The 25,045-nt window shown below is 67.9% G+C and carries 26 protein-coding genes; 14 read left to right on the forward strand and 12 right to left on the reverse strand.

Going from position 1 to position 25,045, the window contains the following annotated elements:
- The first annotated feature begins 157 nt into the window (after positions 1-157).
- Genes AC5RVZ_RS31365 through AC5RVZ_RS31375 form a run of 3 tightly spaced genes read left to right on the forward strand, consistent with a single transcriptional unit; the run spans position 158 to position 2,284 of the window.
- Positions 158-640 (forward strand): hypothetical protein, encoded by a 483-nt coding sequence (locus AC5RVZ_RS31365; protein WP_493978865.1) that lies wholly within the window; start codon positions 158-160, stop codon positions 638-640.
- The gene (locus AC5RVZ_RS31370) at positions 627-1,451 is read left to right on the forward strand and encodes a ComEA family DNA-binding protein (RefSeq protein WP_494069510.1); all 825 of its coding nucleotides are present in this window, start codon (positions 627-629) and stop codon (positions 1,449-1,451) included. Before AC5RVZ_RS31365 ends, AC5RVZ_RS31370 begins: the two co-directional genes overlap by 14 nt.
- Positions 1,451-2,284: a ComEA family DNA-binding protein gene (locus tag AC5RVZ_RS31375; protein WP_494069511.1), complete on the forward strand. Its 834-nt coding sequence runs from the start codon at positions 1,451-1,453 to the stop codon at positions 2,282-2,284. Before AC5RVZ_RS31370 ends, AC5RVZ_RS31375 begins: the two co-directional genes overlap by 1 nt.
- 98 nt (positions 2,285-2,382) lie before the next feature.
- Here AC5RVZ_RS31375 and AC5RVZ_RS31380 read toward each other — a convergent pair whose 3' ends face one another.
- The gene (locus AC5RVZ_RS31380; protein ID WP_494069512.1) at positions 2,383-2,760 is read right to left on the reverse strand and encodes a hypothetical protein; all 378 of its coding nucleotides are present in this window, start codon (positions 2,758-2,760) and stop codon (positions 2,383-2,385) included.
- A gap of 143 nt (positions 2,761-2,903) precedes the next feature.
- On the opposite strand from AC5RVZ_RS31380, the gene AC5RVZ_RS31385 reads away from it, so the two are divergent.
- Positions 2,904-4,256, forward strand: coding sequence for an MFS transporter (locus AC5RVZ_RS31385; RefSeq protein ID WP_494069513.1), 1,353 nt, complete (start codon positions 2,904-2,906; stop codon positions 4,254-4,256).
- A gap of 92 nt (positions 4,257-4,348) precedes the next feature.
- On the opposite strand, the gene AC5RVZ_RS31390 is transcribed toward AC5RVZ_RS31385, so the two are convergent.
- The 4 genes from AC5RVZ_RS31390 to purN form a co-directional block, all read right to left on the reverse strand.
- Positions 4,349-4,942, reverse strand: coding sequence for a DUF6318 family protein (locus tag AC5RVZ_RS31390; RefSeq protein WP_494069514.1), 594 nt, complete (start codon positions 4,940-4,942; stop codon positions 4,349-4,351).
- Between the two features lie 147 nt (positions 4,943-5,089).
- Positions 5,090-6,022 (reverse strand): hypothetical protein, encoded by a 933-nt coding sequence (locus AC5RVZ_RS31395; RefSeq protein WP_494069515.1) that lies wholly within the window; start codon positions 6,020-6,022, stop codon positions 5,090-5,092.
- Positions 6,019-6,525 carry a DUF6318 family protein gene (locus tag AC5RVZ_RS31400; RefSeq protein ID WP_494069516.1) on the reverse strand — a complete coding sequence of 169 codons (507 nt, stop codon included), beginning with the start codon at positions 6,523-6,525 and terminating at the stop codon, positions 6,019-6,021. Before AC5RVZ_RS31400 ends, AC5RVZ_RS31395 begins: the two co-directional genes overlap by 4 nt.
- A 360-nt stretch (positions 6,526-6,885) precedes the next feature.
- Positions 6,886-7,443: a phosphoribosylglycinamide formyltransferase gene (gene purN, locus AC5RVZ_RS31405; RefSeq protein ID WP_494069517.1), complete on the reverse strand. Its 558-nt coding sequence runs from the start codon at positions 7,441-7,443 to the stop codon at positions 6,886-6,888.
- A gap of 41 nt (positions 7,444-7,484) precedes the next feature.
- Here purN and AC5RVZ_RS31410 point away from each other — a divergent pair, with 41 nt between their 5' ends.
- The gene (locus AC5RVZ_RS31410; protein WP_494001537.1) at positions 7,485-7,895 is read left to right on the forward strand and encodes a hypothetical protein; all 411 of its coding nucleotides are present in this window, start codon (positions 7,485-7,487) and stop codon (positions 7,893-7,895) included.
- Between the two features lies 1 nt (position 7,896).
- Here the strand turns inward: AC5RVZ_RS31410 and AC5RVZ_RS31415 are convergent, their stop codons facing one another.
- Positions 7,897-9,198 (reverse strand): cell division protein PerM, encoded by a 1,302-nt coding sequence (locus AC5RVZ_RS31415; protein ID WP_494069518.1) that lies wholly within the window; start codon positions 9,196-9,198, stop codon positions 7,897-7,899.
- A gap of 216 nt (positions 9,199-9,414) precedes the next feature.
- Here AC5RVZ_RS31415 and AC5RVZ_RS31420 point away from each other — a divergent pair, with 216 nt between their 5' ends.
- Positions 9,415-9,993 carry a dihydrofolate reductase family protein gene (locus AC5RVZ_RS31420; protein ID WP_494069519.1) on the forward strand — a complete coding sequence of 193 codons (579 nt, stop codon included), beginning with the start codon at positions 9,415-9,417 and terminating at the stop codon, positions 9,991-9,993.
- Between the two features lie 374 nt (positions 9,994-10,367).
- Here AC5RVZ_RS31420 and AC5RVZ_RS31425 read toward each other — a convergent pair whose 3' ends face one another.
- Together AC5RVZ_RS31425 and AC5RVZ_RS31430 are read right to left on the reverse strand one after the other, a co-directional pair.
- Entirely contained in the window at positions 10,368-10,496 is a 129-nt protein-coding gene (locus tag AC5RVZ_RS31425) for a hypothetical protein (RefSeq protein ID WP_494069520.1), read from the reverse strand.
- Between the two features lie 108 nt (positions 10,497-10,604).
- On the reverse strand, positions 10,605-11,351 hold the full coding sequence (locus tag AC5RVZ_RS31430; RefSeq protein ID WP_494069589.1) for a sulfite exporter TauE/SafE family protein: 747 nt from the start codon (positions 11,349-11,351) through the stop codon (positions 10,605-10,607).
- A 101-nt stretch (positions 11,352-11,452) separates the two neighbouring features.
- Here AC5RVZ_RS31430 and AC5RVZ_RS31435 point away from each other — a divergent pair, with 101 nt between their 5' ends.
- From AC5RVZ_RS31435 to AC5RVZ_RS31450, 4 genes are all read left to right on the forward strand, one after another.
- On the forward strand, positions 11,453-12,622 hold the full coding sequence (locus tag AC5RVZ_RS31435) for a glycosyltransferase family 4 protein (RefSeq protein WP_494069521.1): 1,170 nt from the start codon (positions 11,453-11,455) through the stop codon (positions 12,620-12,622).
- Between the two features lie 59 nt (positions 12,623-12,681).
- Positions 12,682-13,098, forward strand: coding sequence for a hypothetical protein (locus tag AC5RVZ_RS31440; protein WP_494069522.1), 417 nt, complete (start codon positions 12,682-12,684; stop codon positions 13,096-13,098).
- 168 nt (positions 13,099-13,266) lie between these two features.
- Positions 13,267-13,695 carry a DoxX family protein gene (locus tag AC5RVZ_RS31445; RefSeq protein ID WP_494069523.1) on the forward strand — a complete coding sequence of 143 codons (429 nt, stop codon included), beginning with the start codon at positions 13,267-13,269 and terminating at the stop codon, positions 13,693-13,695.
- 154 nt (positions 13,696-13,849) lie between these two features.
- Positions 13,850-17,287: a DEAD/DEAH box helicase gene (locus AC5RVZ_RS31450; RefSeq protein ID WP_494069524.1), complete on the forward strand. Its 3,438-nt coding sequence runs from the start codon at positions 13,850-13,852 to the stop codon at positions 17,285-17,287.
- 25 nt (positions 17,288-17,312) lie between these two features.
- Here the strand turns inward: AC5RVZ_RS31450 and AC5RVZ_RS31455 are convergent, their stop codons facing one another.
- The 3 genes from AC5RVZ_RS31455 to AC5RVZ_RS31465 all read right to left on the reverse strand — a co-directional run bounded on the left by AC5RVZ_RS31455 (position 17,313) and on the right by AC5RVZ_RS31465 (position 20,592).
- Positions 17,313-17,453 carry a hypothetical protein gene (locus AC5RVZ_RS31455; protein ID WP_494001544.1) on the reverse strand — a complete coding sequence of 47 codons (141 nt, stop codon included), beginning with the start codon at positions 17,451-17,453 and terminating at the stop codon, positions 17,313-17,315.
- Between the two features lie 155 nt (positions 17,454-17,608).
- Positions 17,609-19,393 (reverse strand): ABC transporter transmembrane domain-containing protein, encoded by a 1,785-nt coding sequence (locus tag AC5RVZ_RS31460; protein ID WP_494069525.1) that lies wholly within the window; start codon positions 19,391-19,393, stop codon positions 17,609-17,611.
- A gap of 2 nt (positions 19,394-19,395) precedes the next feature.
- A complete protein-coding gene (locus tag AC5RVZ_RS31465; RefSeq protein WP_494069526.1) occupies positions 19,396-20,592 on the reverse strand; it encodes a P-loop NTPase family protein in 1,197 nt (398 codons plus the stop codon).
- A 266-nt stretch (positions 20,593-20,858) separates the two neighbouring features.
- Between AC5RVZ_RS31465 and AC5RVZ_RS31470 the strand changes: the two genes are divergently transcribed.
- Positions 20,859-21,416, forward strand: a complete 558-nt coding sequence (locus AC5RVZ_RS31470) for a histidine phosphatase family protein (RefSeq protein WP_494069527.1) — start codon at positions 20,859-20,861, stop codon at positions 21,414-21,416.
- Between the two features lie 74 nt (positions 21,417-21,490).
- Here the strand turns inward: AC5RVZ_RS31470 and AC5RVZ_RS31475 are convergent, their stop codons facing one another.
- On the reverse strand, positions 21,491-22,777 hold the full coding sequence (locus tag AC5RVZ_RS31475; RefSeq protein WP_494069528.1) for a hypothetical protein: 1,287 nt from the start codon (positions 22,775-22,777) through the stop codon (positions 21,491-21,493).
- A gap of 138 nt (positions 22,778-22,915) precedes the next feature.
- On the opposite strand from AC5RVZ_RS31475, the gene AC5RVZ_RS31480 reads away from it, so the two are divergent.
- The 3 genes from AC5RVZ_RS31480 (at position 22,916) to AC5RVZ_RS31490 (ending at position 25,016) form a co-directional block, all read left to right on the forward strand.
- On the forward strand, positions 22,916-23,677 hold the full coding sequence (locus AC5RVZ_RS31480; RefSeq protein WP_494069529.1) for a DUF1353 domain-containing protein: 762 nt from the start codon (positions 22,916-22,918) through the stop codon (positions 23,675-23,677).
- Positions 23,678-23,812: 135 nt separating this feature from the next.
- Entirely contained in the window at positions 23,813-24,334 is a 522-nt protein-coding gene (locus AC5RVZ_RS31485; RefSeq protein WP_494069530.1) for a MarR family winged helix-turn-helix transcriptional regulator, read from the forward strand.
- A gap of 40 nt (positions 24,335-24,374) precedes the next feature.
- Positions 24,375-25,016, forward strand: coding sequence for a hypothetical protein (locus tag AC5RVZ_RS31490; RefSeq protein WP_494069531.1), 642 nt, complete (start codon positions 24,375-24,377; stop codon positions 25,014-25,016).
- Positions 25,017-25,045 lie beyond the last annotated feature (29 nt).

The raw sequence follows: 25,045 nt of genomic DNA on the forward strand, positions 1-25,045 counted from the left end.
CACAGGGCGCTCCCGGCGGGGCCCCCTCCCACCACCGGCCCGCTGGGGTGGCCCCCCGGGGCGCCGGGCCGCACCCCCCGGGGCCCCACCGCCGCCCGCCCGCCCCCGCCACCATGCCCCGTCCGGTTCCGGCCGGCGCTCAACGAGGAGAAATTCCATGAGTGTTTCCGTTCTACTCATCCCCGCGGCCATCGCCGCCGTCGCTACCTTTAACGCCGCCCTCGCGGGCAGGGCCGAGAGCCGTGCCTCGGACACGGTGCCGGAGGTCGAAGCCGTGCCCCAGATCCAGGTGGGCACCCGGATGCGGGACCTAAACCTGCTGCAGGCTGCCCTGGAAGACACGCAGGCCAAGGTCGCGCGTGTCACCAAGGTTTCCATCGACGCCGCCTGGGCAGACGTGGCGGCGGTCTTCGAACGCGATGCCGACGGCATCTGGCAGGTCCACTTCAGCGGCGAGGACGTCGACCGGCGCCGCGCGGCCGAGATTGTCCAGGCCATCGACGCGGCCTACGCCCGGCGGGTCCAACAGGCGGTCGTGGAGAAGCTGCGGGAGCGCGCGCACACTGCGGGCTTGGAGCTAGCGTCGGAAACCGTGGAGGAAGACCAGAGCGTCACCATGGTCCTGAATGTCCGCCGCTGAGCATCCCGCCGCACTCTCGGGCCGGACCGGAACGCCGCCGGTCCTCTGGCTGGGCGTCGCCAGCCTGTGGCTGCTGCTGCCGCTGCTCGGCATCGGGGTCATGGGCTGGGCCGGGTTCTTGATCATCGGCCTGCTGGCGCGCCGCGCTGCCTGGATGTCCGCCGGCGGCTTCTACCTGGCGGCGCTGCTGGTTTCGCTGTTCATGAACGAAGAAGCCGGCCCCACGGCCCGCCTCCTGCTCTGGGCCATCAGCTCACTGCATGCGCTGGGCATCAATCCGGCCTGGCTACGCAACCGCTGGGCCCAGGCGTCCCGCTCCTCCGGCAGCGCGTGGACGGCCCTCGTCCGCCGGACCCCAGCGGACAGCGCCATGGACAGCACGACGGCGATGCCCACCGCCCGGGCACTGTTCCGCCGTCGACCCCGCACCGCCGCGCCGCTCCCTGCAGGAACAACCCCCGCCCCTGTGGGTGCCGCCGCCGAGCTCCTCAACGATCCCCGTCTCGACGCCGCCAGTTATTACGCGGGTACCAGCAATTCGGGAGCCGGCACGTTTTCCGCGCCGTCGGCCGAGCCGGTGGACGTGAACACTGCGCCGGCGGCGGCCCTGCAGAAGCTGCCCGGGATCAGCAGGCACAAGGCGCGCAAGGCCGTGCGGTTGCGCCAGGAGCGCGGCCCCTTCCGAACCGTGGCGGACTTCGTCGCCGCGCTGGACGTGCCCAGATCAGAGCAGGCAAGGCTGAACCGGCTGGTGGTCTGCAAACTTCCGCCGGCCAAACCGGTTCCTTTCGGAAGGTCGGTGGATTACTGATGTCATCGGCCCAATCGAGCCTGAAGTGGAATCTGCGCCAGAGCCTCTGGCTGCTGGTCCCCTTGGGAACCTTCGGGTTCCTGGGCGGGGCTGCCCTGCTGGTGGTCGGTTCACGGGCGGGGCGGCCGCTGTGGTGGATCCTCGGCTTGGTCCACCTCACCCTCACGGGCGTGGCCATGGCCCTGGTCGACGGCACCGGAGTGCAGGAAGAAATCGCAACGTGGCTGCTCCTGACATGCTGGCTGGCCGGCAGCAGCTTCGCCGTGGCCATCAATCCCGAGTACCTGCGGTTCAAATGGGACCGCGACCGCGGCGCGGCCCGTCCTGCCCGCACCACGGGGGCAACCACACGGTCGCGCTCCGGCAGCCAGCTAAACTCACGCGGACGGTCGCGCAGCCGGTCCGGCCCAGGCAGCCCCAGGTCCGTGCCCCGTACCGGTGCCGGTTCCCGCAACGGCGCCCCGGCCCCCGGAGCTGGCACATCGGGGAAATCCCGCACGGCCCGCCGGGGCCCGACAAGCCCTGCCGGCGCATCTGCCCCGCAGACGGCGGCTCCGGCGGTTGCATCACAGCCGAAGGCCGATGCCACGATCGAACCGGTGGATGTGAATGCGGCCACCGCCCGCGAGCTCGAAACGCTGCCCGGATTCTCGCGTGCACTTGCGAAGAAGGCGGTCCAGGTCAGGGAGGATCGCGGCGGGTTCACCTCCGAACAGGACTTCGCCGCCGCCCTGGACCTGCCACCGCACGTGTTCCAGCGGCTGCGCAGCCGCATCGCCTGCGGACGCCTGCCGCAGGCACCGCCGTCGTTCGGGCGGGTGGTGGATTACTGAGGCCGGCAAGCCACCTCAAGGCCCTGGTACGTGCGGCTTGCTGCGCCGGGACCCGGTGCTTGGGAACACGAGGACCCGGCGGGCTGCCGGCCGGCCGGTCAGTCAGCGCTCTGAGCGCTAGGGGCCGAAGCTGCGGATTGGGCCGACACCGGCGAGGGTGCGCTCTGGGCCGAGACCGGGCTGGCCGCGCTCTGGGCCGAGACCGGCGACGGCGCGCTCGGGGCCGACACCGGGCTGGCTGGGCTCTGGGCCGTAGCGGCGGAGGCCGCGGTCTTCACATCCTGCCGGTCCAGATTCACCGCGGCCGGGGACACGCTGGTGCTCACGACGGGGGCAACAGCGGGTGCTTCCGGTGCCTGGACGATGCCCGGTCCCAGATCCTGGCTTCCGAAGCCGGAGTCCGCGACGGCGGCACCGGCACCGATTGCCATGACGCCAAGGGTTCCGGTTGCGATCCACAGCGTGCGCTTGTTCATGTTGCTGCCTTTCATCGTGCGGTGAGGTGCTGATAATTCAACAGTGCACGCCGAACGTGAGACGTTCAGGAGAAGTCGATGAGAACGTTCTCATCTGCCGTCCGCGACTAAAGTATCCATAGCTACTCCCTGGAAGGCCACGAATGACGCAGACCGCTCACCTGCCCACCGGCGACCAAATCGTGCAGGAACTCCCCTGGCGCTGGCGGGTGCAGGGCAAGATCTTCCTGCTTGGCGGCCTCGGCTTTATGTTCGACGCGTGGGACGTCACGCTCAACGGCGTCCTGATCCCGCTGCTGTCTGACCACTGGGACCTCGTTCCGGCCCAGGCCGCGTGGATCGGCACCGCGAACCTCATCGGCATGGCCCTGGGCGCCTTCATCTGGGGATCGATTGCCGACATCATCGGCCGTAAGACGGCGTTCACTGCCACCTTGCTGGTCTTCTCGCTCTTCACGGTGCTCGGAGCCTTCGCCCCGGACCTCGTCTGGTTCTGCGTTTTCCGGTTCATTGCGGGCTTCGGACTTGGCGGTTGTGTCCCCGTGGACTATGCGCTGGTCGGCGAATTCACGCCGCGGCGCCTTCGCGGCCGGGTCCTCACTGCCATGGACGGGTGGTGGCCGGTCGGGGCCGCGCTCTGCGGGGTCGTCTCGGCCCTCATCATGGCCACGGTGGCCGATTGGCGCTTCACCATGCTGATCATGGTGCTGCCGGCGCTGCTGGTCTTCTGGGTCCGCCGGTCGGTGCCTGAATCCCCGCTCTATCTGGTGAGCCGGGGCCGCACCGCAGAGGCCGAGCAGGTCATCAACAGCATGATCCAGCGAACCGGCGCAACCGTTCGCGAATGGCGGCTGCCCGAACCGAGCGAGGCACCGCGCTTGTCGGCCGTCAACGTTTTGGCGCAGTTCCGGTCGGTCTGGAAATTCAACTGGAAGATTACGACGGCGGCGTGGGCCTTGTTCTTCAGCATCCTGCTGGTCTACTACCTTGCCCTGACCTGGATGCCGATCATCCTCATCGACGCCGGGTTCGCCGCAGCGCGGGCCTTCCTGACCACGGCCGGCATGGCCGCCGTCGGCCTGGTCGGCGTCATCATCGCCGCCTACTTCGTCGAGAAGACCGGGCGGAAGTGGATCCTCGCCATCACCGGTCCGTTGTCCGCGCTGACACTGGTCGTCGTCGCACTCATGATCGATGTCCCCCCGGCGGTGGTGACTCTGCTGCTGGCCTACGGCATGGTCGTGCAGATTGCTATCCCCGTGCTGTATACCTACGTCTCCGAGCTCTACCCCACCGAGCTGCGCGGGTCGGGCTTCGGCTGGGCGTCGACGTTCTCCCGCGTTGGCGCGGGCTTCGGCCCGCTCATCTTCGCCTCGGTCATGTGGCCCTACCTGGGGCTGGCCTGGTCGTTCGCCATCGCCGGAGTCCTGGTGCTGCTCGCCGTGTTGTGGATGGCGCGCTTCTCCCCCGAGACCAAGGGCGCAGAGCTTCTATAGTGCCGGCGATTGTCCGGCCCGGTGCCGCAGACGCAAAGCGCCCTCCCGTCATCAGACGGAAGGGCGCACGCGCATAGGACGTGTCCGGGCGTTTACTCGGGGATCTCGGCGTCCGGCGTCTCTTCGACCGACACCATCGACCACGCGCCGTCGGCGTAGGTGGCAGTCACCGTCAGAGTGGTTCCGTCCGAGTCCCATTCCTTGGTCTCGACGGTCTGGCCGTCCTTGTCCAAGGTAGTGCGGGCATCTTCCATGAACGGCACCACGGCGCTCAGGCTGCCCGCGTCGTCCTTGGCCTCATCCAACGCCACCACGTTCAGCGCCTTCGGTTGCCCGCCGACAATCCAGCCACCGCCCGCGTAAACAGCCTCGAGGGTGTCAGCCTCTGCCATGCAGCTTGTGCAATCCGCGGCAACTTCACGCATGAGGTCTGCGTCGCCGGTCTGGACCGCGTAATTCTTGGCGTCAAAGTAGTAGTACGTGAACGAGGCCAAACCTTCGGCCGAGTCCTCGGCCATCCGGTCGTTCTTCTCCGGAGTCCGCACATTCTGCGCCGGCGCTTCGGTGGTAGCTGCTACCGGTTTGTTGCTATTGGCCGGCTTGTCGGCACCGGCTTCGCTGCCACAGCCGACAAGTGCAATTGCCGCCACGCCCATCATGGCGCCGGACATCATCAACTTCTTCATGCTCTCCCCTGGAATAACGGTGTGCGAGGGCCTTTGCCGCTCGTCTCGGCGGCGTCAGCACCGTCACATACCCTATCGGCGGGCAGGCTCGAAATTCTGAAAAAAGTACTTCAAGTGCTGCATATCACAGCACCAATTGGCTTCTGGCTAACAGCCCGCACCCTCGGGATTCTCAAGGCAATTATCTGCATAGTTATTGACCACCGAACGCCAGACGCTGAGGCCAACCGGAATGCTGGCCACCTGCGCCTGACCTGCAATCGCGATCCAGTCCGAACCGTTTATTGAGTATTCACCTCTGTAGGTGGTCGTCAACGACACTTGCACGTCGCCAGTCTGTGCATAGCGGTGGCTTGTAGCAGTTTTCTCGCCCAATCGATCCGCAGGCAGGGGGCCACCGGGTTGATCCGCCGGTCCCATCGAAGTCCCGTCTCCGTAGTGCCAGGTGTAAGAAGTGGGAATCGCGCGGACCGTTACGTCCCAGCCGTCGATGTCGACGTCAAATGTTTGAGCATTAGGACTGGCGTAAACGTTAGTTTCTGCTCCGATCAACGTGTGTGGTACTGGTTCAACAGTTAGCCCAGAGGGTGCAATAGGCAGCCGTCGAAAGAATTCAATGGTAACGGTGGGCGTCGGATCTGGGACTGCGATCACTTCTGGTGGAAGGTCCGAGTACTGACAAACGGTCATAGCCGTATCCACCCATTGCGGCGGACTTTGTCCTGCCGGGGCTTCAAAAACTCGCATAAGCGTTCCATCAGCCCCGATTGAGCATTGCGAATTTATGAGTACACAAGCAATGGAAACGTTGGATAAGTCGGGCGCGCATACAGGCTCGAGTTTGCGTTGCAGTTGTGTCACAGGAGAACCGCCGTTCTGAGCGACCGGATCATTCACGATCGGAGTTTTTCCCCCTGTTTGCCTTTCCCCCTGAACGACAGCGTGATCGTCGATCCAATCCGTGGCAATGTCTGAATCTGCCGATCCCGCTACGGCCGGAATGATCACGAGGACACCTAAGAGTCCGAGGCCTATAAATATAGACAAGCTTCGGTACAAAATACCTTGATAAACGCTCATGATGCGCCTTCTGGGCGTTCGACTCCCGCCATAGCCCATCCGTGTTCGTCGTAACGCACGGTGGCGACCCACAGGAGGGGCTCCACAAAGCCCTCCGCTGTCCCGATGACGTCCTCGCCTTCATATATAGTGAGGGGCTGCTGTGTTATGAAGATAATCGGAGCATATGTGCCTTCAGCCGTTTCAGCGAAACGCTTTTCGATATCTACGAGCTCTAGGCGTCCACCCACTATCCATCTGTCGCCGCGATGGCCCGCCTGTATCGTCTTTGTGAACTCTTTACAGATCGCGCATTCTTTATCGGTGATTTTCTTGAGGGGCTCCAAGTTGCCGGTCTGGTATGCGTACGACACTGTCTCGAGCCAGTATGGAATGAAAGCTTCTAAACCTTGCTGGGACTTCAACGAGGCTTCACTCGGCATTTCTGGTACCGGCACGTTTTCTGCCGGCCCTTTTTCGGAAGCGGGCTTGTATTTCGGTGTCGGGACGGAGCTCGCCTTCACGGCAGGCGATGTAGCGGGTTGGGACGGAGCGGAGGGCTCTGCTCCGGCTGAGCCGGTGCAGCCTGATAGGGCGAGGGCAGCCGCTGCGAGGAGCGGGGCAAGGATACGGGCAGCGCGCGTTCCTGCTGAGAGTGGTAGCTGCTGGCTCACTCAGACCCCCCGGTGCTGGTCGGCTAGACGCTAGGTGCGTGTCAGTCTAGCCAGACGCCTCAGCGGATGCGGAGGTTTTCCACAGGTTTGCTCTGCGGCACATCGAAACGTCAACCGTCCCTTGACAACGCCCTCCCTATCCTCGGTGTGGGCAAGGAAAAGCGAGCCGGAGCACGTCGGTGAGGCACCGACGTCGTTGTTCAGCCGAGGCTAGGCGAAGTTGGCGAGGGTCTGCACCAGAAGTTGGCGTTCCTCCACCTTGATCCGTTCGTGGAGGGACCCTTCGGTGTCATCGTCGAGCACAGGCACCGCGGCCTGGGCGAGAATGGGTCCCGTATCGACCCCGGAATCGACCAGATGTACCGTCACGCCGGTGATCTTGACCCCGTGGGCAAGAGCATCGCGCACACCGTGGGCGCCGGGGAACGAGGGCAACAGCGCCGGATGGGTATTAAGCAGCCGGCCCTCGAAGCGGGCGACAAATACGGCGTCGAGGATGCGCATGAACCCTGCCAGCAGCACCACGTCCGGCTGGAAGGCGGCGGCGGCTTCTTCCAACGCCCGGTTCCATTCCGGCCGGGTGGCGAAGTCGCCGGGAGCCACGGTGAACGTCTCGATGCCGGCAGCGGCGGCACGTTCCAGGCCCCGGCAGCCGGGCACGTCGCTGCCCACAGCAACGATCTCGGCATTCAGGCGGCCGTCGCCGATAGCGTCGATAACGGCCTGAAGATTGGTGCCGGAGCCGGAAACGAGGACCACAATGCGCATGGAAGCAACTTTATGCGTCCCTCTCGCCTAGGCTTAAACCCATGTTGCAGAACACGCGCCCGGCGCCGACCGAGGAACAGACCAAGTCGGCGGGGCTTTTCATCCGTGTGCTGCTGCTGCTACTGGCTTCCACGTTCCTGGCGACGGCGCTCCCGCTCCCCTGGAAGGCCGTGGCTCCCGCGCTGGCCGTGGCCAGCATCGTGGTGGCCGTAATCGGACTGGTCAAAGCGGTGCGCGCCGGCCTGCCGGGATCGCTCCGGCTTACCTATGTACTGGGCGTCGGCGCTGGCGGCTTCTTCCTGCTGACCACGCTGGCGCAGGTGCTTTTCTGGCCGCTGACGGCCGAGTTCGAGGCCTGCAACCAGATGGCCGTCACGCAGTCAGCCCGCGAAGAATGCCTGGCCGCGTATGAAGACGAGTTGCTGAACCTGAACGATCTGCTGCGGCCGTAGGTTACTTTCGTCTGCGGGATTTGGCCGGCTCGCGTTCCAGCCAAGGTGCCACCGCGTAGCCGAGCATCGTGCCGACGGCGACTTCGCCGGCCACCCACAGGGCGGTCCAGATCGGATCCGGTCCGATCTCCGTCAACCGCCCGATCCCCAGCGAACCGTTGGACAACCACACCAACCCGGCGGTGGCGGCACCGGCGACAGTCCCGACGAACAGCCCCAGGACCATGGTGGAGCCGGATGCGGTGAACCAGCGGGCTTGGATCTTGATGGAGAGCCACTCGTCGAAATGGTTCTCGCCCTCGCGCAGGAACCACCATCCCGCCAGCACCCCGGCAAGCACGGGCAAGGCCAGGGCCGCGAGGCCATAGGACAGCTCACCCGTCGGCAGCGCACCCAGCACCGGGAACGCGGGCATCGGGCCCACCGTGGTGGCCAGCGGACCGATGGAACTGCCGGAACCGATGGCAAAGCCGGCCCCCGAGGACCATGCCAGCGTCCACACCACGAGATTCGGGACCAGCCCAAGCTGCGCCACCGTGAGCACGGCGCCGCCGATAATGCCCGCGCCGAGCTGTTCGTAAATCTCCACGATTTCGGCCCAGTGCAGTCCGAGATCCACCGCGAGCAGCAAGGCCGAGAGTGATACCGCGGCCGTCACCGCCAACAGCCCCGCGCGGACCGCCGCCCAGACGTACGATCCCGCCCAGCGTGAGTGCTGGCTGGTGCGGGCGACCCAGGCTGCGGCATCCACGCCGATTAAGCGCCCCCACGATCCGGCCTCCCGGTACGCGCCGACGATCAGCCCGGCACCGGCGGGCAGCAGCGGGACGAGCGCCCCGGCCACAATGGAGATGTCCACTTCGTCGGTACGCACCATGTATGCGGTTGCGGCTCCCGCCGCGGCGTACGTTCCCAGCGCGCCGCCCAGCGCCTGCCACAGCTGGTCGGTGTACGACGCCCGCGCCAGGCGCCGTCCGGCGCGCCAGGAGAGGAAGAACGGGACGAGCATGAGTCCCAGCGGCACCAGCGATAAAGTGCCGCGCAGGGTCTCCGCCGAACTGGAGCCGGTCTGGATCGCCAGTTCCAGGGGGACGCCGTGGATCAGCAGCCATGCCTGGCCTCCGAGCCGCGCCAGCGAATCGAAGCTGCGGTCGTCGAAGCCGTCCGCGAACCACACACCGACCAGCGGCAGCAGCACCAGGATGGCCGAGAGCAGGGCGCACTGAAAGAACTCGAAGACACCCTGCAGCCACAGGGGCATCGGCAGTCCGGCCTGACCGTCCGGTCGCGACGTGAGTTTCATTGCTTCTATCGTGCCAGCCCGGCTGCCCGTGCCCGTTCAGCGACTCGGTGCCGTGGCAATTGGCACACGGCGCGCTCGAGCGGACCCTGCCGACGCAGCGGGTGCCGGCCCGGGCTTTGGCAGCGGGTTCGAGTCGCTGCGGTTTCTTGCCTTGTTGCTGGAGCACCAGCTCACGAGACGCTAGTGTGGGGGCATCCCGAAGCAGAGGAGAGCCCCGTGGGCAAGGTGGTCATGTACAGCTCGGTGTCGGTGGACGGCTTCGTCGCGGACGAGAATGACCAGCCCGGACCGCTGTTCGACTGGTTGTCCAACGGTGACGTCGCGTTGGACGAGAGCGGCGAGTTGAAGGTGTCGCAGACGTCCTACGACTACACGCGGCCGTACTGGGACCAGATCGGGGTGACACTCGTCGGCCGCCACGTCTTCGACCTGACGGACGGCTGGGACGGGAAGCCTCCGAGCGGGGTCGACCACGTGGTCGTCGTGACGCACCGGCCGCAGCCCGAGGGCTGGGACCCCGAGGCGCCGTTTCACTTCGTCGACGGCGTCGAGGCAGCCATGGCCAAGGCGCAAGAGCTTGCAGGAGACCGCGTCGTCGAGGTCGCCGCCGGTGACGTCGGCGGGCAGATGCTTGCCGCGGGCCTGGTTGACGAGGTGCGCATGGACGTCGTACCCGTCGTGTTCGGGTCTGGCAAGCGCTACTTCGGGAAGGTCCACGCCCAGCACCTGCTGGAGGATCCCGCCGTTATTCAGGGCAACCGGGTGCTTCACCTGCGCTATCGGATGCGCCGTTGACCGATCCGAGCGGTACACGAAGAACCGAGCGGTACGCGAAGAACCGAGCGGTACACGAAGAACCGAGCGGTACACGAAGAACCGAGCGGTACGCGAAGAAGAAGTCCACTGCGATGTGCGCCGTCGGCCCGGACACCGGACAATAGAATGGGCGGCCGGATGACATTGACATCAATCCGGCCGCCCCGCAGGCGGATATTTTGCTCAACGGAAATTCAACGCAGGAAAACAAATTCCGCGGACTCTTTCCGTGGCTCCGCCAGTCTGCAAGAACCGTGTTTCAACGATTCGTCCGGCATCACCACTCCGAACGCCTCGAAGCCGCAGCGCCGCAACGGCTGTCGATTCAAGGGACGGTGTAGGTTTCCGGTGTGCTAGCGCTTGCGCCGCTTGGGAATGGTTTCGTTCTCCAAAACGGCCTTTTCGCGCTTTTCGGCACGCTTTTCTTTGATGCTTCTGCCTTGTTTCTTGGCACTCTCGCGTGACGGCGTTTTACCTGACATTCGTGCTCCTCTTTCTCAAGCGGGATGTCTTGCTAAAGACCATACCCTCTTTGGAAAATAAAGCCAGCCCTTATTCGCGCACCCCGGAATACCGGAAAAGCACCGGATTCAGGCCATCAAGTCCGCCAGCCCCTTGGCCAATGCACCCGCCGCTCCCAGAAAGGCAAGCACGACTACTGCCGTCCTGGCATGCTCGTCCCGCAGCCGCCGGCCGAGCCGTTCGCCGGCAACGATGCCCATGATGATCGATAGCACGATCACCGCCCACATCCACCAGTCCAGGTGCGGCACGCTGCCCGGGTCCACCGCCAGCTTCGCGCCGACGGTGATGATGCACAGCTGCAGGAAGAATGGCTGCAGCGTGGCAGCGAACCGGCGCGGCGGCCAGTGGGACAGAATGGCGTACGCGCTGACGGTCGGGCCGCCCACGCCGGCTAGCGCGTTGGTCAGCCCGGAACCAAAACCCGCGAGCACCTTGGGCAACTGCCCGGAAACGGTGACTTGGGCACGGCCCAACACCACCGCCACGGCCAGCCCGGCCATCACCACCCCGCCCACCACGGCAGAGAGCACTGCGGGCGTTACCTGCACCGCCAACCAGGAACCCAAAACGGTGCCGGCGGCGGCAGGCACGGACAACCACAGCAGCAGGTTCCAGTCAATCTCCTGCCAGACCCGGGGCACGATCAGCCCGCAAGAGACGACGGCGCAGATGTTGATCATCATGATGCCCTCGTGCGGCCCGAGCAGGATCGCCAGGATCGGCGCCACCAGCAGCGCGAACCCGATGCCCGCGATCCGCTGGGCCACCGAACCGAAGAAGATTGCGCCGGTGATCAGCGCCAGGAGTCCCATGGTCACCCGACCACCCTCCCAGAGTGGAGTTAGGCCGCCGTTCACCGACACGATCACACATGCTTGCCTGCAGGTCGCCGGGCGCGGGCAGGCTGGGCGGCGTGAGGATAGCTATCGTTGCCGAATCGTTCCTTCCGCACATGAACGGGGTCACCCAGTCGCTGTTGCAGGTCATCGCCCACCTGCGCCGCCGCGGCGACGACGTCCTGGTGATCGCACCGGCCTCGTCCTGGCTGGACGACACGGCCCCGGCCACGGTGGAGGGCTACCCGGTCCACCGCCTGCCGTCCATTCCCCTGCGCGGTTATCCCAACGTGCGGGTGGCGGCCGGAACCGTGGCACGCCTCCGCCGGGTGCTGGCGGACTTCGGTCCCGATGTGGTCCACGTGGCGTCACCCTTCATCCTGGGCTGGCGTGCGGTGCAGGCCGCCCAGCAGCTCGGCCTACCCACGGTCTCCGTCTACCAGACCGAGGTGCCCGCCTACGCGGCCCGCTACGGCGCACCCTGGCTGCAGGAGCTGCTGTGGCAGCGGGTGGAGAACATTCACAAGGCCTCCACCCTGACCCTGGCGCCGTCGTCGTTCGCCATGGAGCAGTTGCGCGGCCGCGGCATCCGCGTCCACCTGTGGCGCCGCGGCGTGGACACCAGCCGTTTCCATCCGGATAAGCACGACGCCGGCTGGCGGGCGTCCGTGGCGCCGCGCGGCGAACGGATCATCGGCTACGTGGGCCGCCTGGCGGCGGAGAAGCAGGTGGAGGACCTGGCCGTGCTGGCCGACCTCCCCGGCACGCGGCTGGTGGTGGTCGGCTCAGGTCCGCTGAAGGAGGAGCTGCAAGAGAGGTTGCCCGGCGCCCACTTCGCCGGTTTCCAGGGCGGCGAAGACCTGGCCCGGCATGTGGCTTCCTTCGACCTCTTTGTCCACCCCGGCGAGTCCGAAACGTTCTGCCAGACCATCCAGGAGGCCATGGCCAGCGGCGTGCCCGTCGTCGCGGTGGGCCGCGGCGGCCCGGTGGACCTGGTCGATCCCTCGCGGACCGGCTGGATCTATCAGCCCGGGAAGCTGGAGCAGCTGCGCGGGTACGTTCAGGACCTGGTGGGCGACGACACCAAGCGCCGCGCGCTGGGCAGGGCCGCCTTCGACTCGGTGCAGGGCCGCACCTGGCCGGTACTCTGCGAGCAGCTGGTGGACTATTACCGGCTGGCCATCCGGGTCAAGCGCCGCGCCCTTAACCTCGAAGCCCGCGGCGTGCTCGGCTTTCTGGCCGGGTGAAAGCTTCAGCCCCGGCCCGGACCGGTGGACGCCCTCCCTGCCTCGACTAGGATGTGCCCATGCCAACAGAAACCGGTCCCGTCCCGCCCGACAATGGCTCCTCCCTGCGACAGGAGCAGCGCGTGCCGACCGGACAGGGGCAGCGCGCTTCGGCCGGGCAGTCCGTGCCGGAGCGGCTGGCCGAGCAGTTCAAGTCCCTGGGTGTCGCCCGGACCTACGGAGAACCGCTGCAGGTGGGCGGCGACACCGTGGTGCCCGTGGCCATGGTCCAGTACGGATTCGGCGGCGGCGACTCCGGAGGAGCTGCCGGCGGAGGCGGCGGCGGGACGGCCGTTCCGCTCGGCGCCTACATCGGCAACGGCACCGGACCCGCCACGTTCCGGCCGAACACGGTTGCGTTGTTCACCGTGCTGATCCCCTTGGTCTGGATCGCAGGTCGGGCGGTGGCACGCGTGATCCGGGCCGCCAAGAAGTAGAAGGGCAGCGCCGGTTTAGGGACCCAGCGTGCCTTAAATACCGCGCCCGGCAATTTTTCCCCAGCGTGCGTGCTCCCGCCCTGGCGGACCCTGCGTGGGGCCCTAGCGGACATTGCGGCAGGACCGTAGGCTCGAATATGACAGCCACCTACGGGAGAAGGACATCCGATGAAACTGAGCCATATCCCCTTGCGCCTGTCCACCGGCGCGTTCATCTTCAACTCCGGCCTGGGCAAGCGGAAGCTGGACAGGGACAGTGCCGCGGCCATGCAGGAGATGGGCAGCCGCGCGATTCCCCAGTTGCAGGAAATGGACCCCGAGAAGTTCGGCAAACTGCTCGCTTACGGCGAGATCGCCCTCGGCGCGGCCCTGCTGCTGCCGTTCGTGCCCAGCCGGCTGGCCGGCCTGGGCCTGACCGCCTTCTCCGGTTCAATGCTGGCCATGTACTTCAACACCCCCCACATGACCACCGAAGGCGGCGTCCGCCCCAGCTCCGAGGGCACTCCCTTGGCCAAGGACGTCTGGCTGCTCGGCATCGCGCTGGCGCTGATCCTCGACACCAAGGACAAGAAGCCGAAGGTCCTCAGGACCCTGTAGCTTTCACGGCAGGACGGCGGCGGAGCCTGCCCTCCGCCGCCGTCCTCCCCCGTCCACAGTGCCCAGCGGCCCGTGCCGGACGACGGTTCCAGCGTGACCGGCCGCCGGTTCCAGCGTGACCGGCCGCCGGTTCCAGCGTGAGATGATGGAAGCCATGGCCGCTCTCACTTTTCCGCTGGTTGACGTCAGCGAAATCATCCGGTTGGTGGGCGGCGCCGCCTTTGCCCGCGGCAAGATCTACGCCTCCGATGGCTCCGTTGCAGAACCCGTCTGGGATCCCTCCGTCCGGCTGCTGACGGCCAAGGTAATAGGCACCGCCGCTCTGCCGTACCGCTGCCGGATCTACTTGGAAACCGGCAAGAGCGGGCAATGGCGCCCGGCATCGTCCTCCTGCAGTTGCCCGGTCGGCGACGACTGCAAGCACGTGGCCGCCGTGCTCTTGGCCAGCAACAGCCAGCATGTCATCTCCAGCCAGGCCTTCGCGCGCGAGCCGGAACCGGCACCGGCCGGCTGGCAAGATTCGTTGGAGGGGCTCATCGGCGGCACGCCGGACCCCAGCCGGCAGGACACCGGCAAGCCGTCGAAGGCCAAGGCGAAAAGTACGGCTCCGCTGGGACTTCAGTTCGAGCTCCTGGAACCCGGACGCCGGCAGGACCGCCAGTACCGCCCCTCGGGCCTCTCCCTGCCGCAGGCCTCCGCGCCGGGCCCGAACTGGACGCGCAGGGCCGGGAACCGGCTGCGCGTCGGGGTCCGTCCGGTGCTGCAGAACGAGACCGGGCGGTGGATCCGCAGCAAGCTGCGCTGGAACACCATCAGCTACAAGACTTATGGCCTGCCGCTGGACCCCGAACAGCACCGCTGGTTCAGCCAGTTCGCGCCGCTGCACCGGGCCACCGGCCTCACCTACTTCGGCGAAGACAACGATTGGCTGTTCCTGGACGAATTCAGCAGCCCGCTCTTGTGGGAACTCTTCGCCGAGGCCAAGCGGCTGGGCATCGCCCTGATCGGTGCCAAGGCCGACACCGTCGTCGAGGTCCGGGAACAGGCCGTCATCGGTTTGGACGCCCACCGGGACGGGCCGGCCGAAGCGTCCGAAGCCGACGCTTCCGGGGCCGAAGCCGCCGCGGAAGCCCCCACCCCGGAAACCGGCGGGGAGACCGGGCCGGCGACCGCGGACCTGGTCCTCACGCCGTCGCTGCGGATCGACGGGCGGGAACTGCCCACCGGGACGGCGGGCATCGTCGGCACGCACGGCGTCTACCACTACGCCGTCGACGGACAGACCGTCTTCACGCTGGCCCCGACCGGGCATCCGGTGACCGACCAGGAAGCGAACCTGCTGCTCTCCGGAACGCCGCTGACGGTGCCGGCCGCCGACGTCGAGCAGTTCATGGAGCGCTACTACCCCGTGCTCAGCCAGCGCATCGCCGTCGTCAGCAGCGACGGTTCGGTGAGCTTCCCGGAGATCGTCCCCCCGGAGCTCGTGCTGACCGCCTCCTACCGCAAGGGCAACGTGCTGCAGCTCGGCTGGCACCTCGAGTACCGCCACGGGGACAAGCCGCTGCGCCTGCCGGTCGATGAGCAGCCTGACGGCAGCCACTACCGCGACCTGCCGGCCGAGCAGGACCTGCTGGAGGCGGCCGCGGCGGTGCCGGGCGTGGGCACGACGGCGGCGCGCACCCTCCGGGACATGGCCACCGTGGATTTCACCCGCTACGCGCTGCCGGCGCTCGAACAGCTCGACGGCGTGCGCGTGGATATTGTCGGCGACAAGCCCGAGTACCAGGAACTCACCGAGGCACCCGAGCTGACCATCAGCACTGTGGAGACCGACGAGAGCGACTGGTTCGACCTGGGCGTCATGGTCCGCGTGGCCGGCCGCACCGTCCCGTTCGGGAACATCTTCAAGGCCCTGGCCCGCGGCCAGACGCGGCTGTTGCTGGTGGACAAGTCCTACCTGTCGCTGGAGCAGCCGGTCTTCGACCGGCTCCGCCAACTCGTGGACGAAGCCCGCCACATGCAGGACCGGGAATCGGGCGAACAGCTGCAGATCAGCCGCTACCAGGCGTCCCTCTGGGAGGACCTGGAGGAAGTCGCCACCGAAACGGTGCAGGCGCGTACCTGGCGCGAATCGGTGCAGGGGCTGCTGGAACTGGAAACAGTCGAGCAGACGCCGCTGCCGGCCGGCCTGCACGCCGACCTCCGCCCCTACCAGGCCGAAGGCTTCAACTGGCTCGCCTTCCTCTGGCGGCACCGGTTGGGCGGCGTGCTGGCGGACGACATGGGACTCGGCAAGACGCTGCAGACCCTCGCCCTGCTGCTGCATGCCAAACAGCAGGGCGACCCGGCCACCGCCCGGCCGTTCCTGGTCGTGGCACCCACCTCGGTGGTGTCCAACTGGGTCAACGAGAGCCGGCGCTTCGCCCCAGACCTCCGGGTCGAGAGCATCACCGACACCCAGGGCCGCGGCCGGCCGCTGTCCGAGATCGCGGCGGACACCGACGTCATCGTCACGTCCTACACGCTGTTCCGGCTGGATTTCGACACCTACAAGGAGATGGACTGGGCCGGGCTGATCCTGGATGAAGCCCAGTTCGTCAAGAACCGCGCCACCAAGGTCCATCAGTGCGCCCGCGATCTGCACGCGCCTTTCAAGATGGCGATCACCGGCACGCCCATGGAGAACAACCTCATGGAGCTCTGGTCCATCTTCTCCATCGTCGCGCCCGGGCTCTTCCCGTCCGCGGTCCGGTTTGTGGACCAGTACCAGCGGCCGATCGAACGCAGCCAGGACAAGGAGCTGCTGCAGAAACTGCGCCACCGGATCAAACCGCTGATGATGCGCCGCAGCAAGGAGGCCGTGGCCGACGACCTGCCCGAGAAGCAGGAGCAGATCCTCGAGGTGGAGCTGACGCCCAAGCACCGGCGGATCTACGACACGCACCTGCAGCGCGAGCGGCAGAAGGTGCTGCGGCTGGTCGAGGACATGGACAAGAACCGGTTCACCATCTTCCAGTCGCTGACCCTGTTGCGGCTCTTGAGCCTGGATCCCTCGCTGGTGGATCCGAAATACTCGTCGGTCCCCTCCAGCAAGCTGGGCGTCCTGTTCGAGCAACTCGAAGACGTCCTCGGCGAGGGGCATCGGGCGCTGATCTTCAGCCAGTTCACCAGCTACCTGAAGAAGACCGCCCAGCAGTTGGACGCGGCCGGCATCGAGTACTGCTACCTGGACGGCTCCACCCGCCGCCGCGCCGACGTCATCGACACGTTCAAGAACGGCAACGCGCCGGTGTTCCTGATCAGCCTCAAGGCCGGCGGCTTCGGCCTGAACCTCACCGAGGCCGACTACTGTTTCCTGCTGGACCCCTGGTGGAACCCGGCCACCGAGGCCCAGGCCGTGGACCGCACGCACCGGATCGGCCAGACCAAGAACGTCATGGTCTACCGGATGGTTGCCCGCGGGACAATCGAAGAGAAGGTCATGGCCCTGAAGGAACGCAAGGCCAAACTGATTGCTTCGGTGCTCGAAGACGATGCGATGTTCTCCTCCAAGCTCACCGCCACCGACATCCGCGGACTGTTCGGCGAGTAGCCGGCACCCGGCAGCGCCTTGGTGCCTACTGCGTCTTGATCTGCAGCAGCCGCCAGCCTTCGGGCACCTGCGCCTCGATCGCGGCCTTGGCTTCGGCATACGTATCACCCTCGGCCGACAACTCCTTGGTTTCCACCGGCTGAATGATTCCCACAACTTTGACCACGGACTAAAGATATCCCCGCCCGCCCGGGCACCTCGGGATGCGGAGTGGTGCTTCCGCTCACGCCCGCGGTCCGGGTACGCGTCGGCCCGGACCGTCCCATGGAAGGCGCCGGGGCCGGCGCTTTGCTCCCGCCACGTGTTTCCTCCACCGGGCCCTCACCTGCCTCCGGCGTGCCGGCGCCAGACCAAATCCAGGCCCGCGTGGGCGCAGTCTATGTTCCAATCCGTGTACTCCACGCCGAGCGCGTCCGGGTGGTCGGAGGCGAACACCACCACTCCCGGGTAGTCCCGGATGAATTCCGACAGCATGTCGATCCCCTGCCGGTCCAAATCGGCGTCGAGCCGGTTCAAAACCAGCAGCGGCGGATCGCCCAGCGAGGCCCTCGCCAGCATCAGCCGGGCCAGCTCGGAGGTGATCAACGGTTCGCCGCCGCGCTTGAGCTGGGTCTCCTCGCCCCGCTCCAGTTGCCCGATCCGGCCGGCGAGGCCGACGCGCTTCAGGGCCGCCGCTCCGTCGTCCGGCGGGAGGTCGGGCCGGCGGTACCGCACGCTGCGGGCGATCGACCCGCGCTCCACGTACATGCCGGCGGCGGCGTAACCCACCAGCTTCCGGCGGGTGCGGCCGCCGCCTTCCAGCAGGTGCCGGCCGCCCACCACGGCCACCGCGTGCGGGTCGCTGCGGATCCCGACCAGTGTCTCCAGGGCCCTGGTCCCGGCCGCCGGATCGGCGCTGCGGATCCGGATCCGCGCGCCCGGGCCGGCGGACAGAGGCGGCACCGGGCAGTTCCGGCACGCGGCCAAACCGTCCACCAGCACCGCCCCGCCGGCGCGGAAACCCGCCGGGGTGGAAGCCTCCGCCGCGGCACCGGACGCTGCCGTCCCGGGCCCAACCCCCTCACGGGTCCCGGGCCGGGCGGCCGGGCGCCGCCGTCGGGCATCCCGTGCCGCAGCGGCCACCGCGAGGGCCGGACCGAGAATGCGCCGGGCGGCCCGGAAGTTCTGCCGGTATTCCACCACCCGGCCCAGGTCCGTGACGGGCGCGGAGATCATCCCCACGATGGTCAGCCCGGCGGCGATGCTGGCCGTGGGCACCGCCTGCCAGGTTCCGACCGCGGCCACGGCGGCGCCGGCGAGGGAGGCGGCTGCCGCCGCCGACCCACGGATGTAACCGGCGGCAGCGGCGCGGTGCACGGCCGCCTCCACCACCTTCCGCCCGGCCTTGTCGATCTGCCTGACCTCCCGGTCCTCGCCGCCGGCGGCACGGATGGTGCCGGCGGCAATCACGGTGTCGGCGAGCCGGGCGGCCAGCCGCCCCCGGTGGCGGCGCAACGCGCCGGCGCGCCGGAACGCCGGCCGGGACAGCAGCGCCAGCCCGGCGGCCAGCAGCACCAGGGGAACGACGACGGCGAACGCCAGCACCGGGGACAGGAACCACAGTGCCACCGCGGTTCCCGCGATCAGCGGGATGCCGACCGCAAGCGGCGCGATGCCCAGCGCGATCCAGTTCCGGACGCTGGAGAGGTCGTTGGTACTGCGCGCGATGGTCACCCCCGGCGACGGTCCGCGGTCGGTGGCCAGGGCGGAGGCCACCAGTCCCTTGCGGATCTCGTGGATGTAGTCCTGTCCGAGCTTTTCGGCCAGAACGCGCTCGACGGCCCGCAGTCCGCCCAGCCCCAGCGCCGCGGCAGCCAGGCCGAGGGCGGGCGGCAGGATGCCGGCCGCATCCGGCGCGGTGCCGCCCAGCAGCCGGGTCATCAGCAGCGCGCTCAACCCGGCGGCCGCGGCCATCAGCAGGCCGGTCCCCAGCAGGGCCGCCATCAGCCAGCGGCGCCGCCCGCGCAGCAGCTGGGGCAGCCGCCCGTCGGCAGGCCGCGGATCTTCCCGCGGTGAGTCCGCCCGACCCCGCGCCGCCGGCGCGGTCTTGGCCACATGGGCCGTCACCGTTATTTCCGCTCCGGCAGCAACTGCAGGGCCGTGGCCGGGTCGCACAGGTCGTAGGTGTTGATCACCGGGGCATCAATGACGCCGGCTGCTTCCCGGGCGGCCAGCGGCGAGGCGGTCAGCAGGCCGGAGACGGCGGGCACTTTGACGCCGGCGTCGCGCAGGACGGCCACGCCGGCGGTGGCGCCCAGCGCGTCGGCCGCGGAGAACACCACGTGGTCCACGGCGGCATGGAACACCGGGTCGGCCAGCAGCCGGGCCGTTTCGCCCTGATAGACGCCGTCGGCGATTTCCACCACCACCACGTCGGTCTCGGAGGTGGTCAGCGCGTCGATCAGGCTGGTGAGCAGGCCGCGCACGCGCTCGTAGTCCAGCAGGTAGGTGGTCGGGAAGCCGAAGTCGGTGAAGTCGAGCACTTTCGCGGCTCCGGCATCGGCGAAGAGCAGCGGGTCGTTGCCGGCGCCGGTGCCGGTGGCCTTTCCGGCGGACACGTTCAGGCCGGCCGCGCTCAGGCCCTTGACCAGGCAGCCGAGCGTGGTGGACTTGCCGGAGTTCATCGACGTGCCGAGCACTGCAATGACCGGCGGCCGTCCCGGCAGCGCGGTGCCGGTGCCGATCGCGTGCGGCGCCATATCCGCCAGGTTGACCACGCGCCCGTCCCGCGCCAGCAGGCCGATGGGCTGGATGCGGGTGGCCATGTCGATGCCGGCGTGCTGTTCCAGCACCCGCGCCGCCAGTCCGCCGCCGGCCACCAACGAGCACTCGGACAGGTCGCCGGGTACCACCGCCAGGAACTGGTCCGGCGCGTACCGGTTGCCGTAGGCCACCAGGATTTCGTCGCCGACGAACATCGCCTGCCGCCGTGAGGCCGGGCTCTCCAAGCGGGTGTGCTTGCCGATCTCGACCACCCGGGCCAGCACCACGTCGCCGGCGGCCGGGGCGGCATGGAGCAATTGGTAGCCGGCGGCGTCGAGGCAGAGGCGCTCGGCCAGGAACCGGGTGGTGTACGCCTTCTTGGCACGGCGAAGCCGCTGCGGGTCTGCCGGAGCGGCCGCCGGGCCGAAAAGCTCCTCGGCCGCACCGACGGTCGATGCGGCAAAAACCTCCTCCGCCGAGCCGACGGTCGATGCGACTGGCGCTCCGAGTGCTTCAAGTCCTGTTGTTCCAGCGGTGCCTGCGGGGAAATCTGTGATGGTCATGGCCTGCTCCTTGGTTGTTGGGTGCGTCAGGAATGAGTCAACACAGCCGCGATGAAACGAACATGACAGCCGCATGAGGGCTTTCTCATGAACCGTTTACCCTCGGGCTACGCGGGGTCCCCGCGCCGTTCAGTCCAACGCGCCTGGAAGCTTCCTCCGCCTTCCGGGAGCCGCATCCGGGCAGGCGCGCACCGCCGTCGGGCTATGGTTGATCAGGGGACATGTCACTGTGGGAACCGTCCCGTCCACCGGGCAAAAGGGGAAAAGTGCTGGCACTGGTACGTCACGGGCAGACCGACTGGAACGCTGAGGGCCGGCTGCAGGGGCATACGGATGTGCCGCTCAACGGCGTGGGCCGACGGCAGGCGCTGGACGCCGGAGCCTGGCTGGCCGAGAGCGAGTGGAATGTCCTCGTGTCCTCGCCGTTGGGTCGCGCGATGGAGACCGCCCGCATCATCGGCAGCCAGGTGGGCCTGGAGCTGGCGGAAACCGTGCCAACCCTCTCGGAGCGCGACTACCGCGGAATCGAAGGCACTGTGCTGCGCGGCCTGGAACGGCCGGAGATTGACGCGCTCATGCGGGAGGCCGAGCCGGAACCGGAGGTGGCCGCCCGCGGCATCGCCGGCCTGCAGGAAGTGCTCCGTACCTACCCGGGCCGCAACATCATCGTGGTGGCCCACGGCACGATCCTGCGGCTTACGCTGAATCTCCTCTACGGCACGCCGCGGGGCTACATCGCAAACGGTGAGACTGTGGAGCTGGATCCCGACCTGGTGCTCGGCTATCGGGCGGACCCGGACCAACTGGCTGCAGCGCGCTCCTGACCGGACCGGTCCCCGGGTTCGGCCGCCGAACGGATGGGGGCCGGGTTGCCAGCCGCCGTGGAGCGGCCGGGTTCTTAGCCCCCGTCCAGGTGCCGGTGCAGCACGGCCGCCGCATGCGCGGACAGTTCCTCCCGCGGTGCGCACCAGTCCACCCAGCGGTGCAGGAAGGCGGTGACCTCGCCCGGGTCCACCGGCTCCAGTCCCCCTTCGGCCAGCACGCTTTCGCTGATCAGATCCAGCTTAACCGGGCTCACCCGGGTGAGGCGCCCGCCGTCGTAATCCCAGCCGTAGCCAAGGACCAGGTTCACCATGGCGCGTTCGGCGGGCGACTCGCGCCCGGTCTCCCGCACATAGCGGGCGGCCATCTCCTCGATTTCCTCCTGCCGGAGCGCCTCAAGTTCTTCTTCCCGCACAGGCCCTGGTTCAGGGCCGCCGGACGGCAGCGTGCCGGCGGCGGGCGCATCGGCGGCCTCGGACCCGGTGCCCGCCACAGTTCTCCCGGCCGCTGCCCCTGCCCCCGCCTCGGCGTCGTCGAGCTCGGCATAGTCCTCGTCGGAGAGCCAGTCTTCGCTCTCGTCCTCGGTGTCGTCCGCGAGCTCGATGATCGTCCGCAGCCACGCCTGGGCCACCCAGCGGCGGGCACCGAAGTCTTCGTCCACCATGTGCTCCGGCAGGTCCGTCGAGGCGTCCAGTCCTTCCCAGGCGTCCAGCGCGGCGCCGGTCAGGTCTGCGTCGGCGTCGAGCACCAGCCCCGCTTCCTGGGCGTCCGCGTTCAGGTCTTTGAGCGCGGCGGCGGGATCGTCCACCAGCCCGGTTTCCATCACCGTGCCGCCGAAGATGTTGCCGTCCAGCAGCGCCAGCAGCCCCACCTTTTCGGTGCCGGTCGTGAACTCGAAGAGCATGTTGGCTTCGTCGCCGAAGACGTCCGCATAACGGTGCAGGGCCGTCACGGCCACCGGATGCTTGGCCCATTCCGGCTCGGTGAACCCGTCGGCCACCAACCGGTCGGCCAGGGTTTCCGCGTCGCGGCGCATGTCCGGACGATCGATCAGGAAGGCCAGCGCGCGCAGCATCGGCACGGTGGCGGGGCCGGTGCGGTCCTCGGCCAGATCCAGCCAGGCGTAAAACAGCTCATGACGGCGCTGCTGGCCGGATGCGTCGGCGGTGTCCCACAGGTCCAGCAGGTACCCGGCCAGGGAATGGGCATCGATGGGGCTGGGCGAGTCCAGTGTGTCGGCGAACGGCCGTTCCAATTCGCGGTAGAGCTCCAGCAGCGGGTCGCCGGCCGGCCCGCCCTGCCGGCCACCGAACCGGCTGTTCTTCAGCTTTTTAGGCTTGCGCTTGCGGCTCACAGGGCTCATGGCACGAGTGTGCCACGACCGCCGCCGCGAAGGTACCACCGGGTTGGCCCCGCGGCCGCGGCGCGTATCGGCTCACCGGCCGCGCATTCCGCAGAGGGCCCCGTGCGGAACGTCTGCCCCGGATGTAAGACTGGCCGCATGCCGTTTTACCAGGACGCCTCCGCCACCAAACCGCTGACGGCCATTCCCCTGGTCCAGCGCACCAAGAGAAGCTTCCAGCTCGCGGCGCCGATTTTCTACCGGGTGGAAGCGACCTCCCCCGTGGTCCGGATCGAGGCGCACGACCTTTCCGCCGGGCTCGAGCACAATTCCACCGATCTGGCATCGGTGCCCACCTGGATGTGGGGACTCATCGCCAGCTACGGCCGGCAGACCGCTCCGGCCCTGCTGCACGACCAGCGCACGACCATGTGTTCCAGCATGCCGGGCGACCAGGCGCTGCAGCTGCGCCGCATCTACGACGAGGAATTCCGCCGCGCCCTGCTGGACACCGGGGTGGCTGCCTTGCGTGCCCGGTTGATGTGGGCGGTCGTGACGGTCCAGGCCTACCTTCAGCATGCCGGCGCCCGGGGCCGGCTGCTGACGGCGTCCGTCGGGGCAGGCGCCATCGGACTGGTGGCCGGCGTCGTGCTCGCGGCTAACGGCGCCGGCTTGGTGCCCCTGGCCGCGGCTGTCCTCCTGACCGGCGCCCTCTGTGTGGTTTGGAGCCGCGACTGGGCGGTGGTCGCCGTCCTGGCTCCGGCGTTCGCGTTGTTCTCGCCCGTGCTGGCTGCAGCCGCTGCCGGGGCACTGCTGCTCTGGGTCTGCGAAACGGCGTGGTGGGCGGCCGGCAAACCCTTCGCAAAGCGCCCCGATCCGCCACCCGTCGTCGGCCCCCTGGCCCGGACAACTCAGCCGTGAGCCCAGCGGTATCCTCTGGCTCCCGGGCTGGCTCCCGATGGTCGGCTCCCGCGCCCGGAACCGGTGCCGGCCAACCCCGAAAGCGCCGGTTTGGTTTGATTGGCAAAACCAAACGGAAACGGCTAAACTTGAGGCATGCCCCCCAGCTCCCGCAAACAGCCCGATCCGGGCGTCATGATTCGTGACGCCGTGGCTCAAGTGGTGCGCTGGGCATCCCATGCGGAGACGCGTAAACAGCTGTTCGACCCGCGCGAGGTTGGCCTGACGCCCACCGATGTGGCCTTGCTCGAGTACATCGACGACAACGGCCCCGTCCGGGTCTCGGAACTGGCCTCGCAGCAGGGCGTGGACAAATCCACCATGACCCCCCAGGTTCGCCGCTTGGAGGACAAAGGGCTGGTGGACAAGCAATCCGATCCGGACGACGGCCGGGCCACCCTGGTCACGGCGTCCACGGCCGGGCGGCGGATGCACCGGAACATCGGCAAGGCCGGCGCGGCCGTCGTCGATGAGATCCTGACGGATTGGTCCGACGAAGACCGCGAAGCTTTTGCCCAACTCTTTACCCGCTTCGCCGAGCAACTGCTGCGCGGCGAAGCGTCCACCCGAAGCGACTCAGAAAGGAACACGACCGGCGATGTCATCGAAGGCTCTTGAGCAAGGTGGCAAACACGATGTGCACACGCTTTCTACACGGTTGACCGCAACCCGGCAGCTGCTGACCCAGAAAGTACGGACCGCCGGTTTGCTGTTCCCGCTGCTGACCCTGGCCGGCACGGCCGTGTTCTGGTCCATCGTCTGGCTGCTGGACACCGCCCCCGTCCACGCCCTCTCCCCCGTCAACGCGTTGCTGCGGATCTACGGCACCGGGATCGCGGTCGTCGCCACGATGGTCATCGTCGGCGCCTCCGTCTGGCTAATCGTCAAGCGGTTGGGCTACGCCGACAGGTTCACCGAGGTTCTGTTCGAGCATGCCGACGACATCGGGCCGGTTCCGGCCGCGTCGGGCAGCCTGGTACGGAGCGACACCGCGCCGGCGGCCGGCAGCACCATGACCCCGGCGGCCGGCGGCGGCTTCGCTGCGCTGCCGTCCGCGGCTCCCCGGCTGCAGCTTGAGGCCGCACGCACCGACGGCGGGGAGCGGCCGGTGTACGCACTCGCGGCTCCGGTGGCGCAAGCCGCAGCCACGCCCGGCGCCCTGGCTGCGGCGGCACCGATCGGGGAAAAGCCTGCCGCCGTCGAAAACCGGGCGGCAGACCCAGCGACGGGATCGGCCTGCACCGCCCCGCCGCTGGCCAAGGGCAACCCGCTCAAGAAGGGCAAAGGCCGCCGGAAGTAGCGGCCCCACAATCCAATGGCCGGCGTCAG

The sequence above is a fragment of the Arthrobacter sp. Cza30 genome, from assembly GCF_059090765.1.

Excerpts from the sequence above, each read along its gene's own strand:
- AC5RVZ_RS31390 (WP_494069514.1), bottom strand. The coding sequence starts at position 4,942 with ATGAAGAAGTTGATGATGTCCGGCGCCATGATGGGCGTGGCGGCAATT.
- AC5RVZ_RS31425 (WP_494069520.1), bottom strand. The coding sequence starts at position 10,496 with ATGTCAGGTAAAACGCCGTCACGCGAGAGTGCCAAGAAACAAGGCAGA.
- AC5RVZ_RS31410 (WP_494001537.1), top strand. The coding sequence starts at position 7,485 with ATGTTGCAGAACACGCGCCCGGCGCCGACCGAGGAACAGACCAAGTCG.
- AC5RVZ_RS31395 (WP_494069515.1), bottom strand. The coding sequence starts at position 6,022 with ATGAGCGTTTATCAAGGTATTTTGTACCGAAGCTTGTCTATATTTATA.
- AC5RVZ_RS31375 (WP_494069511.1), top strand. The coding sequence starts at position 1,451 with ATGTCATCGGCCCAATCGAGCCTGAAGTGGAATCTGCGCCAGAGCCTC.
- AC5RVZ_RS31380 (WP_494069512.1), bottom strand. The coding sequence starts at position 2,760 with ATGAACAAGCGCACGCTGTGGATCGCAACCGGAACCCTTGGCGTCATG.
- AC5RVZ_RS31365 (WP_493978865.1), top strand. The coding sequence starts at position 158 with ATGAGTGTTTCCGTTCTACTCATCCCCGCGGCCATCGCCGCCGTCGCT.
- AC5RVZ_RS31385 (WP_494069513.1), top strand. The coding sequence starts at position 2,904 with ATGACGCAGACCGCTCACCTGCCCACCGGCGACCAAATCGTGCAGGAA.
- AC5RVZ_RS31475 (WP_494069528.1), bottom strand. The coding sequence starts at position 22,777 with ATGAGCCCTGTGAGCCGCAAGCGCAAGCCTAAAAAGCTGAAGAACAGC.
- AC5RVZ_RS31445 (WP_494069523.1), top strand. The coding sequence starts at position 13,267 with ATGAAACTGAGCCATATCCCCTTGCGCCTGTCCACCGGCGCGTTCATC.
- AC5RVZ_RS31485 (WP_494069530.1), top strand. The coding sequence starts at position 23,813 with ATGCCCCCCAGCTCCCGCAAACAGCCCGATCCGGGCGTCATGATTCGT.
- AC5RVZ_RS31440 (WP_494069522.1), top strand. The coding sequence starts at position 12,682 with ATGCCAACAGAAACCGGTCCCGTCCCGCCCGACAATGGCTCCTCCCTG.
- AC5RVZ_RS31415 (WP_494069518.1), bottom strand. The coding sequence starts at position 9,198 with ATGAAACTCACGTCGCGACCGGACGGTCAGGCCGGACTGCCGATGCCC.
- AC5RVZ_RS31370 (WP_494069510.1), top strand. The coding sequence starts at position 627 with ATGTCCGCCGCTGAGCATCCCGCCGCACTCTCGGGCCGGACCGGAACG.
- AC5RVZ_RS31450 (WP_494069524.1), top strand. The coding sequence starts at position 13,850 with ATGGCCGCTCTCACTTTTCCGCTGGTTGACGTCAGCGAAATCATCCGG.
- purN (WP_494069517.1), bottom strand. The coding sequence starts at position 7,443 with ATGCGCATTGTGGTCCTCGTTTCCGGCTCCGGCACCAATCTTCAGGCC.
- AC5RVZ_RS31465 (WP_494069526.1), bottom strand. The coding sequence starts at position 20,592 with ATGACCATCACAGATTTCCCCGCAGGCACCGCTGGAACAACAGGACTT.
- AC5RVZ_RS31430 (WP_494069589.1), bottom strand. The coding sequence starts at position 11,351 with ATGGGACTCCTGGCGCTGATCACCGGCGCAATCTTCTTCGGTTCGGTG.
- AC5RVZ_RS31480 (WP_494069529.1), top strand. The coding sequence starts at position 22,916 with ATGCCGTTTTACCAGGACGCCTCCGCCACCAAACCGCTGACGGCCATT.